Consider the following 16332-nt stretch of genomic DNA (forward strand, 5'->3'; position numbering starts at 1 on the left):
TCAGGAGACCGGCGGCCGCCGATGCGCCCACGGCCGAACCGTCTCGATCTGATGGCTCAGCGACAGCAGGGTGGCCTCGTCGGAGGGCCGGCCGACCAGTTGCACCGACACCGGCAGGCCATCGCCGTCGAGTCCCCAGGGAACGACGGCGGCAGGCTGGCCGGTCGCGTTGAATATCGCCTGGAACGGCACTCGGGAGGCCACCATGGCCAGTGTCGTCACCCCTCCGCGGTGCTGGTACTGCCCGATGCGCGACGGACCCGTCGCCGTGCCAGGGGTGACCAGAACGTCGACGTCGTCGAAGATCGACTGGACCCGGGCCGACAGCGCCGGTTCCGCGGCGCGGATCCGGGCAATGCGGGCATCCGAGATCAGCCGGCCGAGCCGGGCGATGCCCTTGGTCCGGGGTTCGAGTCGCTCGGCGTGCGGTAGGGCCGTGACATCGTCGTAGGCGCCGCGCCACATCCGCGGCAGCACATGGCCGTACACCGCCCAGGCCGGATAGTCCGGATCGCGCCAGAACACCTCGTGACCGAGGTCGCGCAGCAGCGCCTCCAGGCCGTCGAGGGCGGACTGTTGAGCTCGTCCGACCCGGCCCACCATTGTCGGAGGGAGCTTGGTGCTCAGCGCAATCCGCAACCGGCCCGGCTCGCGTCCCGCGGCCGCGACGAAGCCGCCCGGCGATCCGGGCTGCGCGGTCGTCGCGTCGAGGAACAGCGCGGCGTCCTCGACGGTCCGGGTCATCGGACCGTTGACGCTCAGGCCGCACCAGGCGCCGTCGTGGGGCGCCATCGGCACGCGGTCACGCTGCGGCTTGATCCCGAACAGCCCGCACCACGTCGACGGAATGCGGATCGACCCGGCGCCGTCGGAGCCCAGCGCCATCGGGGCCAGACCGGCGGCCACCGCCGCTCCGCTGCCGCCACTGCTGCCGCCCGGCGTGCGCGCCAGATCCCAGGGATTGTGCGTCGCGCCGAAGGCGACCGTCTCGGTGAACGGCCACAGCATCATCTCCGGGACCGCCGTCTTGCCCAGGATCACCGCCCCGGCCTCGCGCAGCCGACGTACCACCTCGGCGTCGGCCGTCGGCGCCAGACCGTAGGCGCTGCTGCCGTAGCAGGTGAACTCGTCGGCGACGTCGACGTCGTCCTTGATCGCGACCGGCACACCGAGCAGAGGTTTGCGCTGCCCGGCGGCGAGCAGCTCCTGGGCAGCGGCAGCCTCCCGGCGTGCGCGTTCAGTGAAGACCACCCGGTAGGCGCGCAACTCGCGGTCGACGCGCGCGATCCGCTCGAGGTAGAGCTCCAGCAGAGCCGGTGCGGTGATGGTTCCGTTGACGAGCATGCGCGCCTGTTCGGCGGCGCCGGCGAAGGCGATGTCGGTGGAGTCCATCTGCGGCAGCGTAGCGCTGTAACGGGCCGCGGTTCGCGCCACACTGACATCGAGGACGGCAACACGGCAGACGATGGCCTGCGCCCAGCTGGTGAAATTGCTCAGTGACTACTACGCGGGCGCCCTGGACACGCTGACGGCGGCTCGCGTCCGGTGGCACCTGAATGCTGTGCCGGGGCTACCGCAGCCAGCTGGCCCAGTTGCGCACCACCATCGCCGCCGTCGGGCGGATCACCGAGGAGGACGTCGACCCAGCACTGCGAACGCGCCTGCTGGCGGTGTTCCGCGACTGGCGCTGACCCGACCACCGACTACGGTGGCGGGATGGCTTGTGTGTTCTGCGAGATCGTCGCCGGCACCGCGCCGGCGATCCGGGTCTACGAGGACGACAACTTCCTGGGGATCCTCGACATCCGTCCGTTCACCCGCGGGCACACGCTGGTGGTGCCCAAGCGCCACAGCGTGGACCTGACCGACACCCCCGCCGAGACATTGGCCGGGATGCTGGCCGTGGGCCAGCGAATCGCGCAGGCGACGCGGGCATCGGGGCTGGGCGCGACGGGCAACAACATCGCCATCAACGACGGCAAGTCGGCCATGCAGACGGTCTTTCACATCCACCTGCATGTGATCCCCCGTCGCGACGGCGACAAGCTGTCCTTCGCCAGGGGGATGCTGCTGCGCCGCGACCCCGACCGCGAGGGCACCGGGGCGATCCTGCGCGCCGCACTGACCCAACTCGACACGACCGGATGAGGACTTGAGATGACGTCGCTGGCCGACAAGGCACTGCTGCAGTTCGTGAAGGTGCACGACGCCGTCTACCAGCGCAGCCACGGGTGGATCGGGCACCGGATTCCCGGCGCCCCGCCGTCGCTGATGCTGCACACTATCGGCGCCAAAACCGGTGCGCCGCGCACCAATTCGCTCGCCTACTACCGCGACGGCGAGGACTACCTGGTGGTCGCGTCCAACGGCGGGGCCGACCGCAATCCGGGTTGGTACCACAATCTGCGCGCGAACCCCGACATCGAGATCAACCTCGGTCCGCGCCGAGTACCGGTCACCGCGCGCATCGTGGCGCCCGACGACCCGGACTACGCACGGCTGTGGAGTATCTGCGACTCGAACAACTCCGGGCGCTATGCCGCATACCAAGCGGCAACCACCCGCCCGATTCCGGTCATCCGCCTGACGCGGCGCTGAACGCTCCCCGCCACGGGTCTAGAAAAGCTCTTTGGCCAACAGCTCCAGCGTCGCCTCACGGTCCGGTGCGGTCGCCGGATCGGTCCCCCGGTGCGCCGAGGCGACCGGGCTCACCATCACCTCGTCGACGTCGAACTCCGCCGCGATGGCGCGGATACGGTCGGCTGCCTCGGCCGGCGCGCCGACGACGGTCTTGGCCCGCCCGGCCGCGATGATCGCCTCGGCTTGCGGGTGCATGGTCAGGGCAGCCGCGTCCTCGACCAGGTCGACCGCACTCAGCGGCTGACCGGTGCGCAGCCGGGCCATCATCTGCAGGTTCGGCAGCAGCAGTGCTTCAGCCTCGGCGCGGGTCGGGGCGACGACGGCGTTGACCGTCATGAACGTGACCGGCTCGGCGGCCACCTCCGAGGGCCGGAACTCCGACCGGTACACCTCCAGCGCCTCGGCGGTGCCCTGCCCGGAAAAGTGGTGGGCGAACACGTAGGGCAGGCCCTTGGCGGCCGCCAGATGCGCCGAATACATCGAGGAGCCCAGCAGCCACAGCCGCGGCTCCCCCACCGCACTCGGCGTGGCCTTAAGGATGTAGTCCTGGCCGCGGATCGGGATGCGCACCCCGCGTGCGCTCATCAGCGCCGCGACGTCGTCGAGGTACTGCGGAAAGTTCTCGACATCGGAATCGTCACGAGAACCCCGCAGCATGATCGAGGTCACCGGATCCGAACCCGGGGCCCGTCCGATACCCATATCGATGCGGCCTGGCGCGGCGGCCTCCAGCAGCGCGAACTGCTCGGCGACGGCCAGCGGCGCGTGGTTGGGCAGCATCACCCCGCCCGAGCCGAGTCGTATGTGTGACGTCTGGGCGGCAAGGTAGGCGATCAACACTGGCGGGCTGGTGGCCGCGACCGCGGGCATGTTGTGGTGCTCGGCCAGCCAATATCGGGTGTAGCCCAGCCGGTCGGCGCTCTGGGCGAGGCGCACGGTCGCCGCCAGTGCATCGGCGGTGGTCTGGTCGGTGCGAACCGGGACGAGGTCGAGGACGGAAAGCCGCATAGCAGTCGCAACGATACGGGCGGGCGCATCCTTCCCCGCTCAGCCGCGCAACCCCGCCCGCCTCCTGGCGTCGGTGATGACGTCGTCGAGCATCGCCGGCGTGAGCCGGCCGGTGAACATGTTCTGCTGACTCGGGTGATAACAGCCGATGAGCTGTCGGCCCGACGTCAACTCGGCGACCACACCGTGCCCGAACTTCGGCTTGACGCCGCGGGGCAGATCATCGGCCAGCAACCGCAGCGCGGCCTGCCAGGCGAACCCGCCGAGCGTCACGATGACCCGGACAGAGGGGGCGATCAGTCGCCACTCCGCGGTCAGCCACGGCTCACACGTCGCGCGCTCGTCCGGTGTCGGCGCATTACCAGGTGGAGCGCACCGCACCGCGGCGAGTACCCGAATGCCCTTGGTGCCCAACCCGTCCGCGGCGTCGATGCTGACCGGTGAATTCACCAGCCCGGCCCGGTGCAGTGCGGCGAAGAGCTGATCGCCCGACCGGTCGCCGGTGAACACCCGGCCGGTCCGGTTGCCGCCGTGCGCGGCCGGCGCCAGCCCCAGGACGAGAATCTTGGGACGCCCCGAACCCCAGCCGGTGATGGGCCTGCCCCAGTACGGTTCACCGGCGAACGCGCGCCGTTTGGTGATCGCCACCTCCTCGCGCCAGGCCACCAGTCGCGGGCAGGCGCGGCACACACTGACCATGGCGTCGAGTCCGTCGAGGCCCGTCGCCGACGCCGCAAGCTCGGCCACTTCTCGGGCGTCGCCGGCCACCGGCGTCTCGGGCACCGCAGGATCGCCCGGCCACCCGACACCAGGCGGCACCGGCGATTGGAAGGCCACACCGGTGCGGGGATGGGCGTGTGCGGTCACCCGTCCACTGTGCACGCATAGGCTTCGCCGGTGCGCACCACCACGCGCCTTCCCGCGCTGCTGATCCTGTCCTCGACATTCCTGGCGGCCGGCGCCAACGGGATCTCCATGGTGGCATTTCCCTGGCTGGTGTTGCAGCGCACCGGAAGCGCGGTCGACGCCTCGATCGTCGCGGGCGCCGCGACCCTACCGCTGCTGTTCGCGACGTTGATCGCCGGAACGGCGGTCGACATCATCGGCCGGCGCCGGGTGGCGATGCTCTCCGACTTGCTGTCGGCCGCGTCGGTCGTCGCGATTCCAGTGCTGGTAATGGCGGTCGGTGCCGACGTGCTCACCACCGCAGTGCTCGCGGTGCTGGCGGCACTGGGCGCGTTGTTCGATCCGGCCGGAATGACCGCGCGCCAGGCCATGCTGCCCGAGGCCGCGGGCCGCGCGAACTGGACGCTAGACCACACCAACAGCCTCTACGAGGCGGTCTTCAACCTCGCCTACATCACCGGCCCCGGCGTCGGCGGTCTGCTCATCGCGACACTCGGTGGCGTCGACACGATGTGGGTCACCGCGGCGCTGTTCGTTCTGGCGATCCTGGCGATGGCGGTGCTGCGCCTGGAGGGCACCGGCCGGCCGGCCCGCGACACCCGCCCCGACAGCGTGGTCTCCGGCGTCATCGAAGGTCTGGCGTTCGTCTGGCGCAACCGGGTGCTGCGCACCCTGGGCCTCATCGATCTCGCCGTCACCGGGCTGTACCTGCCGATGGAGAGCGTGCTGTTCCCCAAGTACTTCACCGACCGCGACGAACCCGTGCAGCTGGGCTGGGTGCTGATGGCGCTGGCGGTCGGCGGGCTAGTCGGGGCGCTGAGTTGGAGCGTGCTGTCCCGGCTGGTCAGCAAGCGGACCACGGTGCTCACCGCGGTGTCGACATTCGGGGTGGCGGTCATGGTGATCTCGTTCCTGCCGCCGCTGCCGGTGATCCTGTCGTCCGCGGCGCTGGTCGGGCTGGTTTACGGGCCCATCGGACCGATCTACAACTCGGTCATGCAGACCCGCACCCCACAGCATCTGCGCGGGCGGGTGGTCGGGGTGATGACGTCGATGGCCTACGCCGCCGGTCCAATCGGTTTCGTCCTCGCCGGTCCGCTGGTCGACGCGTTCGGCCTGAAGGTGACATTCCTGGTGCTCGCGGTGCCGATTCTCGTGATCGCGGCGGCCTGTCCGTGGCTGGCGGCGCTTCGCGAACTCGACTCAGATACCGATGACCCCGAGGGGCGGCCGGCCCGCGCCTAGGATGGGCGCATGGCCGTGAGTGCCCTAGCCGAGCTGGCCGCTGAACTGCCCGACGGTGTCGTCGTCACCGACCCGGACATCCTGGCGTCCTATCGGCAGGACCGGGCCGCCGATCCCGCGGCCGGAACCCCGCTGGCCGTGGTCCGGCCCACCCGCACCGAGGAAGTCCAGATCGTCCTGCGCTGGGCGAGCACCCACCACGTCGCAGTCGTACCGCGCGGAGCCGGCACCGGGCTCTCCGGCGGCGCCACCGCGCTCGACGGCGGGATCGTGCTGTCGACGGAGAAGATGCGCGACATCACCATCGACCCGGTCACGCGCACCGCGGTGGTACAGCCCGGCCTGCTCAACGCCGAGGTGAAGAAGGCCGTCGCCGAGCACGGGCTGTGGTACCCACCGGACCCGTCGTCGTATGAGATCTGCAGCATCGGCGGCAACATCGCCACCAACGCCGGCGGCCTGTGCTGTGTAAAGTACGGCGTCACAACCGATTACGTGCTGGGCCTACAGGTCGTGCTGGCCGACGGGACGGCGGTGCGCCTCGGCGGTCCACGGCTCAAGGACGTCGCGGGACTGTCGTTGACCAAGTTGTTCGTCGGCAGCGAGGGCACGCTCGGCGTGGTCACCGAGGTGACACTGCGCCTGCTGCCACCGCAGCCGTCGGCCTGCACGGTGGTCGCGACGTTCGACTCGGTGGAGGCCGCGGCCGGCGCGGTCGTCACCATCACCGGCAAGATCCGGCCCTCGATGCTGGAGTTCATGGACGCCGTCGCGATCAACGCCGTCGAGGACAAGTTGCGGATGGGCTTGGACCGTTCGGCGGCGGCGATGATGGTGGCCGCCTCCGATGACCGCGGACCGGCTGGCGCCGAGGACGCCGAGTTCATGGCGCGGGTATTCACCGAAGCCGGTGCCACCGAGTGCTTTTCGACGCACGACCCGGCCGAGGGCGAGGCGTTCGTGGCGGCCCGGCGCTTCGCCATCCCCGCGGTGGAGGCCAAGGGCTCGCTGCTGCTCGAGGACGTGGGCGTGCCGCTGCCGGCGCTGGCCGAGCTGGTCGGCGGGGTGGCCAAGATCGCCGCCGACCGGGATCTGACGATTTCGGTGATCGCGCACGCCGGAGACGGGAACACCCACCCGCTGATCGTCTTCGACCCCGACGACGCCGCCATGGCGCAACGAGCGCAGCTGGCATTCGGCGAAATCATGGATCTCGCGGTGTCGCTGGGCGGCACCATCACCGGTGAGCATGGTGTCGGCCGGCTCAAGAAGCCTTGGCTAGCAGGTCAACTGGGGCCTGAAGCCATGGAGCTCACCCGCCGGATCAAGACCGCGCTTGACCCCGCGGGGATCCTCAATCCCGGTGCGGTGATCTAGAAAGTCCGCTCTGGCCCGCTCCGAAAGGAAGATTCGTGTCCGAAACCAAGATCACCGTCATCTACGACAATCCGACCGATCCGGACGAGTTCGAATCCGCCTATGTCGCGGCGCAACTGGAGGCCGCACGCCAGATTCCCGGCTACACCCGGTTCGAAGCGTCCAAGGTGTGGCCGAAGGAGGACGGCAGCCCGACGCCGGCGTACCGGATGATCGACCTGTACTACCCGGACTACGACGCCGCATGCCTGGCAGTGACGACGCCGGAAGCGGGCGCGTTCTTCAGCGCGATGGCGCAGCTGTCCACCGGCGGCGTACGGGTATTGATGTCTGACGTCGAGGTGCCCGCGTCTCGCTGAGTCGGAGCGGAATTGTAGGTTCCCGTGTCCAGTGTCATTCGAGGCGGCCGTGACCTGCTGCGACCTGGGGGTGTCCCAAACCTTCTCATAGGCAATTCGTCCCAGAGTTGTGTCATTTTTCGGGTTCGCGCCCAGAGCCCGGCACTACCGCCTTTCGGACAAGCCTGTCTCGTTTTTGAACAATGCCGATGACTGAGATCCTGTCTCAGCAGCGATGTTCATCTAGATGTGCGCGGAATCTCTGCATGCCGGGATATCTCTCGCCTAGAGGGGTGACGGTGAAGCCGGTCGCGGCGTAGAAACCAACTCCGTCAGCGTCCGTCTCTGCAACCAGCGGCAGGTCGGCGGCTCGGCGTACCTCCGTAAGAAGGCAACGTCCTAGCCCCGTCCGCCGCGCGGACTGGATTGTCGCGATATGCAGCAGGGTGATCGCGGATCCCCCCACCGTGTAGCCAACTGCTCCGACGGGCATGCCGCGATCCGTCGCGACAAGCAGCCTGACCGCCTGGTCATCTCGGTATCGGTCAACGGTCGCACGGATCTTCTGCGGGTCGTCGCCAATGGCCAACGTCACCAGATCCGCTACACCTAGCTCGTCGATGTCGGCTGCTCGTACGATCACTTCGCCTCGGCACAGCTCGGAAACGATTGCCTGCCATATCTCTGGATGGGTGTGCCAGAAGTTGTGCGGGACCCCTTTCACGTCGCGGAACTGTCCCCGTGGAACCAGCGCGGCGAGCTGGCGAAGCGGCCAATCGGGCCGAATGTCCTCACCTGCGGCCACGAACGTCATCGGAACACGGCTGTCGGCCAATTGCCGGAACAACTTCGGCTGGTGAATCCACTCGATGAACGATGCACTGAGTGATTCGTGCACAGCGGCATCCCACGCGATGACCAGGCTGTCTTCAATGTGGCGGTGCGCAGCGTAGGTCTGCGACCAGGTGCGGTCCTTATGCAACCCGTGTCCAGCGATTCCGACGACCGACGTCACGTGCTCAGGGTGATCCATTGCGTAGCGAACGCCTAGGTCTGATCCGAACGAGTGACCAAGCACTGTCCAGGAATCCACACCCACCGTCGCTCTGATCACTTCGAGATCAGCAATGGCTTGAGCGAGGCCATGGGCACCGCCGCCAGACCGGCCAACGCCCCGCGGCTCGGGAAACCACGCGCGTGTACCTGCTGGGGCCAAGCCGTCGTGTTCCAGATAATTCACACAGCCTGGGCCGCCCGATAACACCACCACATCGGGCCCGTCGCCCACCGCACCGACGTGCAGCTGCGTCCCATCGCTACAAGACACCGTCAACGACTCCACCCGACCAAGTCTGCCGTGCCGGACACTCGTCACCGGCCAGGTCGGAGAGGTCCGTCTCACTCCTGGAGATTCGAGGTCGATCAGATCCGCCCCGGCATGTCGGGAGGTTCTCTTATCTGAGTGCCTCCTCGGTCTGAGGGTGCCGGTGGCGATGGTAGTAGAGCGCTTCAGCCCGATCCGGCGTGAGGTCCTGGCAGTAGCCGTTGGGCCGCTGGCGGTTGTAGAAGGCTACCCATTCGGCGGTGGCCAGGGACAGCTCGGTGGCGCCGGGATAGAGCGGCTGGTGGTCGCCGAGTTCGGTCTTGTAGCTGCTGTTCACCGATTCGGCCAGAGCGTTGTCGAAACTATCGCCCACCGATCCCACTGACGGCAGGATGCCTTCGACGGACAACCGTTCAGTGAAGGCAATCGCGGCATATTGCGAGCCCGCGTCGCTGTGATGTATGAGCGACTCCAAAGAGTTCGCGCCGTAACGTTTTCGGGTGTCAATGGCGTGATTGATCGCATCGGTCACGAGCTTCTGGGTCATCTCGGTGGCCACCTTCCAGCCCACGATCTTGCGAGCGTAGACATCGGTGACGAAGGCCGTGTAGGCCCAGCCGGCCCGCGTTCGGCAATAGGTGAAATCGGCAACCCATAATCGGTCGGGCGCCTCGGCGGCGAACCGCCGAGCCACACGGTCCGGTGCCCGTGTAGCCGACGGGTCGGCGATGGTGGTGCGCACCCGGCGCCGATTGCAGGCACCGCGCCATCCCATCAATCCACGTCTTGCGGGCACCCAGAATCTTGTACAGCGCATTGGACGCACGGAGCCGGTAGATCGCGTCGATGATCTGCGCGTCGGCCCAATCGGCCTTCGAGGGGCCACCGCGGGCGCGGTGGGCGTAATACGTCGACGGGGCGATCGTGATCCCGTACTCGGATAAGACGGCGCACATCGACTCGACACCCCACTTGAGACCATCAGCGCCCACCCGCTGGTGCTGGTGGTCGCTGATGAACTCCACGACTACTGAGAGGGCCGGTCGAGTTCGGCGGCGAAGAAAACCGACGCCGCTTTCAAGATCGCATTGGCTCGCTTGAGTTCGGCATTCTCGCGGCGCAGCTTGCGAAACACCTCAGATTCCTCGCTGGTCTGCCCAGCCCGATCTCCGGCGTCGACCTCGGCCTGGCGGACCCATTTGCGCACCGTTTCAGCAGTCCCGACGCCCCCCCAGCAGGTCAGCGACCCGACCCATCGCCTCCCACTCCGAGGTCGTGTCGCTGCGCAGATCGGCCACCATCTGCACCGCCCGCTGCTTCAACTCGTCTGGATACCGGCGACGAAGTTGAGGTCAGAAGTCCTGACGTTCACAGATCCGTTCACAAGCCCAATGAAAACGGCTCCCGGAGTTACCTCCGGGAGCCGTTTTACCTAGTAGCGGGGACAGGATTCGAACCTGCGACCTCTGGGTTATGAGCCCAGCGAGCTACCGAGCTGCTCCACCCCGCGTCGGGTGAACGCAACGTTACCGAACACCAAGCAGTGGAACCAAATCGCGTGCTCAGAGGCTCGCGGAGGCACTCCAGCACCGCAGATACCGGCCAGAATCCCACTGGTGTGACGCACCCGGCACCCAGTTGAGCCCTATTCGCTTGCTTCTCGCAGCAGAAGTCGACAGGCTCGAAAGAGATGAAACGAAAACACGCCTCCCGCTGTGCAGCAGCATTGACGATTGCCGCTCTTGCCCTTGGAACCGCTGCCTGTGACACCCAATCCGGTGTCAGCTCAAGCACATCCGCCGCACCCAAGTCCGTCGTGTCCAGTGTGACGACCACCACAACCACGAGCGCCAAGCCGGCCGCCGCATCGGTGGACTACACCCGGTTGCTGTTGAAGGCGCGCGACATCTCCGGCACCGGCGACACCTACGTCGACCAACCGCCCACCGCGAATCCCGACACCCGCCCCGGCGCTGAGGTGCTGCTGGTCAACGAGGACCAAACCAAGGCCGTCAGCATTCTGCTCATCGCCCTCGACAACCCCGCCGCCGCCCCCTCGGCGCTGGCCGAGGCCCAGGCCAGCCTGACCAAGTCCGTTACCCCCGGCCCGCCGCGGTCCTCCCCCGTCGGCACCGGCGGCTCGGTCGTCTCGGGTAACGCCCCCGACGGCTCTAAGTCGGTGACCGTTCTGCTGTTCACCCAGGACAACGTCCTGGCCCGCGTGGAGTTCGACGGCCTGCCCGGCCAGCCCGCGCCGGCGGACTTCGTCACCAACGTCGGCCAGAAGCAGGAGATCGCGCTGCGCGTCGGGCTGGCAAGTCCTAACGCCAAGCCCTAACGCCGCGCCGGCACCGGCACCCGCGTCAAATCTTCAACCACCACGATCTCGCCGCTGAACGCCTCAGCGGCCTCCTCGCTGTAGCGCAGCGCCCCATCGGGGTATCGCTGCGAAAAGTGCGTCAACACCAGCGTGCGCACCCCACAGGCCGCCGCAACGCCCGCCGCCTGCCGCGCCGTCAGATGGCCGTACTCCCGCGCCAGATCCTCGTCCTGGTGCAGGAACGTCGCTTCGATGACGAGCATGTCGGCGCCGTCGGCCAACTCGTACACCGCATCGCACAACCGGGTGTCCATCACGAACGCGAAGCGCTGCCCGCGCCGCGCCTGGCTCACCTGCGCCAGCTCGACCACCCGCTCCCCCACCTGGATGGCACCGGTTCGCTCCAGCACGCCCACATCGGGCCCGTTGATCCCGAAGTGCGCCAACAACTCCGGCACGAAACGCCGCCCGTCGGGTTCGACCAGCCGGTAGCCGAACACATCGATCGAATGGTCCAGCGCCCGCGCCTGGAGCGTTCCGAAGGCCGCCGTGGCCACCGTCCCGTCGGCGGTGATCGGTTCCTCCCGGACGTCGACGGCGTCATAGAACACCGACGCGTACCGCAGCCGGTCGAAGTAGACCTGCCCCGACGCCGGGAAGTGCGCGGTGATCGGATGGGCGACCCGGTCCAGCGACGCGCGCTGGATGACGCCGGGCACACCGAGGCAGTGATCGCCGTGAAAGTGCGTGAGACACAACCGCGTCACCGCGCCGGCGGCGACTCCGGCCAGCACCATCTGACGCTGCGTGCCCTCGCCGGGATCGAACAGCAGGCCTTCGCTGTCCCAGCGCAGCAAGTACCCGTTGTGGTTGCGGTAGCGCGTCGGCACCTGACTCGCCGTGCCGAGCACCACCAGCTCCCGCACGGCTATCTACTTGGTCGACTCGTACTTCTTCATCGCGTCGTCCAGCCGTTGCAGCGCGTCACCGTAATCGGCGAAGTTGCCGTTACGCTGCGCCTCCTGCACCGCACCCAACGCGGTCTCGACATCCTGCAGCGCAGCCGCTTTGGGCCCCGACAGGCTGGTCGCCGGACCCGGTGTGGCGGGAACTCCCGCAACCGGCACCGGCACTTCCGGTGCGCTGCCCGGCACCGGCGTGGCCGCCGGCGGCTTGGCACCCGGGGGCTGACCGCCCGGCGGGGTGGCCGGCGCGGGACCGGTGGCCGTGGCCCCCGCCCCGGCGCCGAAGATGCCGTCGAGCGCGGTACTGACCGTCGGCCCGTAGCCGACCTTGTCGTTGTACATCATCGCCACGCGAATCAACCGCGGATACGACGACGCCGCGTCACTACTGCCCGGCGAGGCATACACCGGCGAGACGTAGATCAGGCCGCCCTGACCCACCGGCAGTGTCAACAGATTGCCCCACCGGATCCGGTTCTGGTTGTCCCGGCCGATCACGCCGAGGTCCTGGCTGACCGCGGTGTCGGTACTGATCGCGTTGAACGCCAGCTTGGGACCGTTGACCTGACCGGGAATGGTCAACACCGTGATCCGGCCGTAGGTGTCCGGATCCGAGCTTGCACTGATGTAGGCGGCCAGGAAGTCGCGCCGAAACCGGTTCATCGCACTGGTCAGCTGGAACGACGCCGAATTGTCATTACGGGCAATGTCTTTGGCCACGATGTAATACGGCGGCTGGTAGCTGCTGGCCGTGGGGTTCGGATCCAGCGGCACGTCCCAGAAATCCGAGGTGGAGAAGAACGTCACCGGGTCGTCGACGTGATACTTGGCCAGCAACATGCGCTGCACCTTGAACAGATCCTCCGGATACCGCAGGTGCGCGGCCAGATCCGGGCTGATATCGCTCTTCGGCTTGACCGTGCCCGGGAAGACACTCATCCACGCCTTGAGCACCGGATCGCTCTCGTCCTGCGCGTACAGCGTCACCGTGCCGTCGTAGGCGTCGACGGTGGCCTTCACCGAGTTGCGGATGTAGGACACCTGCTTATCCGGCGCCAGCCGGTTCACTGCCACCTCGTTGGAGTCGGCGGTGGCCGACGACAACGACGTCAACTCCGAGTAGGGATAGTTGTCCAGCGTGGTGTAGCCGTCGATGATCCACACCATCCGCTTGTTGACGATGGCCGGATACACCGTGCTGTCGGTGGTCAGCCACGGCGCCACCGCCTCGACGCGCTCCGCGGGATCCCGGTTGAACAGGATCTTGCTGTTCTCCCCGATCACGTTGGAGAACAAGAAGTTCCGCTCGGCGAACTTGGCGGCGAACACCGAACGGGCCAGCCAGTTCCCAATCGGCACGCCGCCGCTGCCGGCGTAGGTGTAGTTCTTGGTCTCGGTGTTGGTCTCGTAGTCGTACTCGCGGTCGGCGCCGTTCTTGCCGACGATCGCGTAGTCGGCCGCGGTGTTGGAGATGACCGGGCCGTAGTAGATCCGCGGCTGGTCCAGTGGCGCAGGCCCCGGCGAGATGACGCTGCCGTTGGCGCCGACGACGCTAGCCAGGAACTCCGGGTAACCGCCGTTCTGGTTGGGGTCGTTGGCGATGCCGCGCACCGTGTTGGCCGGCGAGGCGATGAACCCGTTGCCGTGGGTGTACACGGTATGGCGGTTGATCCAGTCGCGCTGGTTGTCGATCAGCCGGTCGGGGTTCAGCTCGCGAGCCGCCACCACGTAATCCCGCAGATTGCCGTCCGGGCCCTGGTAGCGGTCGATCGAAAGCTGGTCGGGAAAGTAGTAGAAGTTCTTGCCCTGCTGGAACTGGGTGAACGCCGGGCTGATGATCGTCGGATCCAGCACCCGGATATTGGACGTCGTCGCCCGGTCGTCGGCCACCTGCCGCGCCGTCGTCGGCGCGGTGCCGCTGTAGTCGCGGTAGGTCACGTGATCGTTGGTCAAACCGTAGGCCTGCCGCGTCGCGGTGATACTGCGGCTGATGTATTCGCTTTCCTTCTGCGCCGCATTCGGTTTGACGCTGATCTGCTCGACCACCAGCGGCCAGCCCGCCCCGACGATCAGCGAGCTCAGCAGCAGCAGCACCAGACCGATCGCCGGGATCCGCAGGTCCCGCAGCACCAGCGCGGAGAACACCGCCGCCGCGCAGATCAGCGCGATCGCCAGCAGGATCAGCTTGGCCGGCAGCACGGCGTTGATGTCGGTGTAGCCGGCGCCGGTGAACGGCTTGCCGCCGCGGGTGTGGCTCAACAACTCGTAGCGGTCGAACCAATACGCCACAGCCTTGAGCAGCACCAGCAGACCCACCAGCGCCACCAGCTGGATGCGCGCCGGGCGGCTCAGCACCCCGGCGCGCCCCGCCAGCCGGATACCGCCGAACACGTAGTGGCTGACCAGGCTGGCCAGGAACGCTAGGAACACCGCGACGAACAGATAGGTCAGCACCAGCCGGTAGAACGGCAGATCGAAGGCGTAGAAACCCAGATCCTTGCCGAACTGCGGGTCGGTGACCCCGAAGCTGCCACCGTGCAGGAACAGCTGCACCCGCGTCCAGTAACTCTGCGCGACCACCCCCGACAGCAACCCGATCACCGCCGGCACCCCGATGCCGAACAGCTTGAGCCGCGCCATCACCGCGGTGCGGTAGCGGGCGACGGGATCGTTGGGGCCCACGGTCGGCACGAACACCGGTCGGGTGCGGTAGGCCAGCGCCAACGCGGCGAAGACGATCGCCCCGACCAGCAGGCCGGCGACCAGGAATACCACCAGCCGGGTCAGCAGCACGGTGGTGAACACCGAGCGGTAGCCGAGCTCGCCGAACCACAGCCAGTCGACGTAGGCGTCGATCAGCCGCGGCCCCACCAACAGCAGGACCACCACCACCAGCGCAGCGCCGATCAGAATCCGGCTACGCCGGGTCAACTTCGGCATCCGAGCGCCCGGCCGCATACTCACCTGTCAGACTCCTGGTTCTTGTCGGACGGCGGAGACACGCCGTGGCAGAAGTACGGCCCCAACTCTACGCATCACGACGACGGGCCTGTGCTGCAGCAACGCGCTAGCACGAAGGCGGCCGGCCCCCGGCGGTCAGCGTGTGCAGTGAATCGACCGCGCCGGCCAGGGTGTCGACCTTGACCAGCTCCATCCCGTCGTCGCGCATCGACTTGGCCTCGTCGCAGTTGTCGGCGGGCACCAGGAACACCGACGCGCCGGCCTCCTGGGCGGCCAGCATCTTGTGGGTGATGCCGCCGATCGGGCCGACCTTGCCGTCCTCGCTGATGGTCCCGGTGCCGGCGATGAACTTCGATCCGTTGAGGTCACCGGTTGTCAGCTTGTCGATGACGGCCAGGCTGAACATCAGCCCCGCCGACGGGCCGCCGATATTGGCCAGGTTGAAGTCGATGGTGAACGGCGCCCACGGCGCGTCGAGCACCGCTACCCCCAGATAGCCGTAGTCGCGATCGGTGTTGGTACCCAAAGTGATTCGCGCCGTGCCCGGTGGGGCGTTCTTGCGCCGGTAGTCGACGACGATCTCCTGGCCGGGCTTGGTGGCCTTCAGCAACGACGTGAACGCCTTGACGTCGGCCACCTTGGTGCCGTTGACGGCGTCGATGGCATCGCCGGCCTGCAGTTTGCCCGCCGACGGCCCCGGGTCGTTGACCTTCTCCACCCGCACCGCCTCCGGGTACTTCAGGTAGCCCAGCGCGGCGTACTCGGCGCTGTCCTCGGAGCGCTTGAAGTCCGCGTTCTGATCCTTCTCGACATCCTCACGGGACTTGTCCGGTGGGAACACCAGATCCCGCGGCACCAGCTGCTCACGTCCGGACGCCCACAGCGTCAGCGCCTGCCCCAGGGTCAGCCCATCGCGCTGGGCCACCGTCGTCATGTTCAGATGCCCCGAGGTCGGCTTGGTCGGGGTGCCCTCGATGGCCACCACCTGCTTGCCGTCGACCTCCCCGAGGGTGTTGAAGGTGGGGCCGGGTCCCAGCGACACGAAGGGCACCGTCACGACCGCTAGCAGCACACCGAAGACGACAATCGGCACGAGCGCCGTCATCAGTGTCAGAATCCGCCTGTTCACGCCGCCCAGAGTAGATCCGGCGGGCAGGAGCGAAGCGACCCGGGGAATACACCGGCGGGCAGGAGCGAAGCGACCCGGGGAATACACCGGCGGGCAGGAGCGAAGCGACCCGGGGAATA

Annotated in this window: 14 protein-coding genes, 1 tRNA gene and 2 pseudogenes; 8 read left to right on the plus strand and 9 right to left on the minus strand. The window is 67.6% G+C overall.

Features of this window, described 5'->3' with window-relative positions; all coding sequences use genetic code 11:
* The gene (locus ACXDF8_RS17965) at positions 1-1392 is read right to left on the minus strand and encodes an amidase (RefSeq protein ID WP_457224635.1); all 1392 of its coding nucleotides are present in this window, start codon (positions 1390-1392) and stop codon (positions 1-3) included.
* Between the two features lie 73 nt (positions 1393-1465).
* Here ACXDF8_RS17965 and ACXDF8_RS17970 point away from each other — a divergent pair.
* The 4 genes and pseudogenes from ACXDF8_RS17970 to ACXDF8_RS17985 all read left to right on the plus strand — a co-directional run.
* Positions 1466-1543, plus strand: a pseudogene (locus tag ACXDF8_RS17970) (hypothetical protein); the annotation flags it as partial.
* Between the two features lie 13 nt (positions 1544-1556).
* Entirely contained in the window at positions 1557-1691 is a 135-nt protein-coding gene (locus ACXDF8_RS17975; RefSeq protein ID WP_457224698.1) for a hypothetical protein, read from the plus strand.
* A gap of 25 nt (positions 1692-1716) precedes the next feature.
* Complete coding sequence (locus ACXDF8_RS17980; RefSeq protein ID WP_457224636.1) at positions 1717-2148, plus strand: HIT family protein; 432 nt, start codon at positions 1717-1719, stop codon at positions 2146-2148.
* 9 nt (positions 2149-2157) lie between these two features.
* A complete protein-coding gene (locus ACXDF8_RS17985) occupies positions 2158-2598 on the plus strand; it encodes a nitroreductase family deazaflavin-dependent oxidoreductase (RefSeq protein ID WP_457224637.1) in 441 nt (146 codons plus the stop codon).
* A gap of 18 nt (positions 2599-2616) precedes the next feature.
* Here ACXDF8_RS17985 and ACXDF8_RS17990 read toward each other — a convergent pair whose 3' ends face one another.
* Positions 2617-3648, minus strand: coding sequence for an LLM class flavin-dependent oxidoreductase (locus ACXDF8_RS17990; RefSeq protein WP_457224638.1), 1032 nt, complete (start codon positions 3646-3648; stop codon positions 2617-2619).
* A gap of 39 nt (positions 3649-3687) precedes the next feature.
* Positions 3688-4515, minus strand: a complete 828-nt coding sequence (locus ACXDF8_RS17995) for a uracil-DNA glycosylase (RefSeq protein WP_457224639.1) — start codon at positions 4513-4515, stop codon at positions 3688-3690.
* A 30-nt stretch (positions 4516-4545) separates the two neighbouring features.
* On the opposite strand from ACXDF8_RS17995, the gene ACXDF8_RS18000 reads away from it, so the two are divergent.
* The 3 genes from ACXDF8_RS18000 to ACXDF8_RS18010 are packed head-to-tail and all read left to right on the plus strand — an operon-like array spanning position 4546 to position 7535.
* Positions 4546-5799 (plus strand): multidrug efflux MFS transporter Tap, encoded by a 1254-nt coding sequence (locus ACXDF8_RS18000; protein ID WP_457224640.1) that lies wholly within the window; start codon positions 4546-4548, stop codon positions 5797-5799.
* 9 nt (positions 5800-5808) lie between these two features.
* The gene (locus tag ACXDF8_RS18005; RefSeq protein ID WP_457224641.1) at positions 5809-7176 is read left to right on the plus strand and encodes an FAD-binding oxidoreductase; all 1368 of its coding nucleotides are present in this window, start codon (positions 5809-5811) and stop codon (positions 7174-7176) included.
* A 35-nt stretch (positions 7177-7211) separates the two neighbouring features.
* Complete coding sequence (locus ACXDF8_RS18010) at positions 7212-7535, plus strand: EthD family reductase (RefSeq protein WP_457224642.1); 324 nt, start codon at positions 7212-7214, stop codon at positions 7533-7535.
* Positions 7536-7740: 205 nt separating this feature from the next.
* Here ACXDF8_RS18010 and ACXDF8_RS18015 read toward each other — a convergent pair whose 3' ends face one another.
* The 3 genes and pseudogenes from ACXDF8_RS18015 to ACXDF8_RS18025 form a co-directional block, all read right to left on the minus strand.
* Positions 7741-8916, minus strand: coding sequence for an alpha/beta fold hydrolase (locus tag ACXDF8_RS18015; protein WP_457224643.1), 1176 nt, complete (start codon positions 8914-8916; stop codon positions 7741-7743).
* A gap of 52 nt (positions 8917-8968) precedes the next feature.
* Positions 8969-10139, minus strand: a pseudogene (locus ACXDF8_RS18020) (IS3 family transposase).
* Between the two features lie 135 nt (positions 10140-10274).
* Positions 10275-10348, minus strand: a tRNA-Met gene (locus ACXDF8_RS18025).
* 315 nt (positions 10349-10663) lie between these two features.
* Here ACXDF8_RS18025 and ACXDF8_RS18030 point away from each other — a divergent pair.
* Positions 10664-11176 (plus strand): hypothetical protein, encoded by a 513-nt coding sequence (locus ACXDF8_RS18030; RefSeq protein ID WP_457224644.1) that lies wholly within the window; start codon positions 10664-10666, stop codon positions 11174-11176.
* Here ACXDF8_RS18030 and ACXDF8_RS18035 read toward each other — a convergent pair.
* The 3 genes from ACXDF8_RS18035 to ACXDF8_RS18045 form a co-directional block, all read right to left on the minus strand.
* The gene (locus ACXDF8_RS18035) at positions 11173-12090 is read right to left on the minus strand and encodes a ribonuclease Z (protein ID WP_457224691.1); all 918 of its coding nucleotides are present in this window, start codon (positions 12088-12090) and stop codon (positions 11173-11175) included. The genes ACXDF8_RS18030 and ACXDF8_RS18035 overlap by 4 nt on opposite strands.
* The gene (locus tag ACXDF8_RS18040) at positions 12091-15087 is read right to left on the minus strand and encodes a UPF0182 family protein (RefSeq protein WP_457224645.1); all 2997 of its coding nucleotides are present in this window, start codon (positions 15085-15087) and stop codon (positions 12091-12093) included.
* A 103-nt stretch (positions 15088-15190) separates the two neighbouring features.
* The gene (locus ACXDF8_RS18045; protein ID WP_457224646.1) at positions 15191-16213 is read right to left on the minus strand and encodes a YlbL family protein; all 1023 of its coding nucleotides are present in this window, start codon (positions 16211-16213) and stop codon (positions 15191-15193) included.
* Positions 16214-16332 lie beyond the last annotated feature (119 nt).

Source organism: Mycolicibacterium sp. CBM1 (assembly GCF_054073305.1).

Coding starts and splice junctions, on each gene's coding strand:
- ACXDF8_RS17965 (WP_457224635.1), bottom strand. CDS start 1,392: ATGGACTCCACCGACATCGCCTTCGCCGGCGCCGCCGAACAGGCGCGC.
- ACXDF8_RS17975 (WP_457224698.1), top strand. CDS start 1,557: ATGCTGTGCCGGGGCTACCGCAGCCAGCTGGCCCAGTTGCGCACCACC.
- ACXDF8_RS17980 (WP_457224636.1), top strand. CDS start 1,717: ATGGCTTGTGTGTTCTGCGAGATCGTCGCCGGCACCGCGCCGGCGATC.
- ACXDF8_RS17985 (WP_457224637.1), top strand. CDS start 2,158: ATGACGTCGCTGGCCGACAAGGCACTGCTGCAGTTCGTGAAGGTGCAC.
- ACXDF8_RS17990 (WP_457224638.1), bottom strand. CDS start 3,648: ATGCGGCTTTCCGTCCTCGACCTCGTCCCGGTTCGCACCGACCAGACC.
- ACXDF8_RS18005 (WP_457224641.1), top strand. CDS start 5,809: ATGGCCGTGAGTGCCCTAGCCGAGCTGGCCGCTGAACTGCCCGACGGT.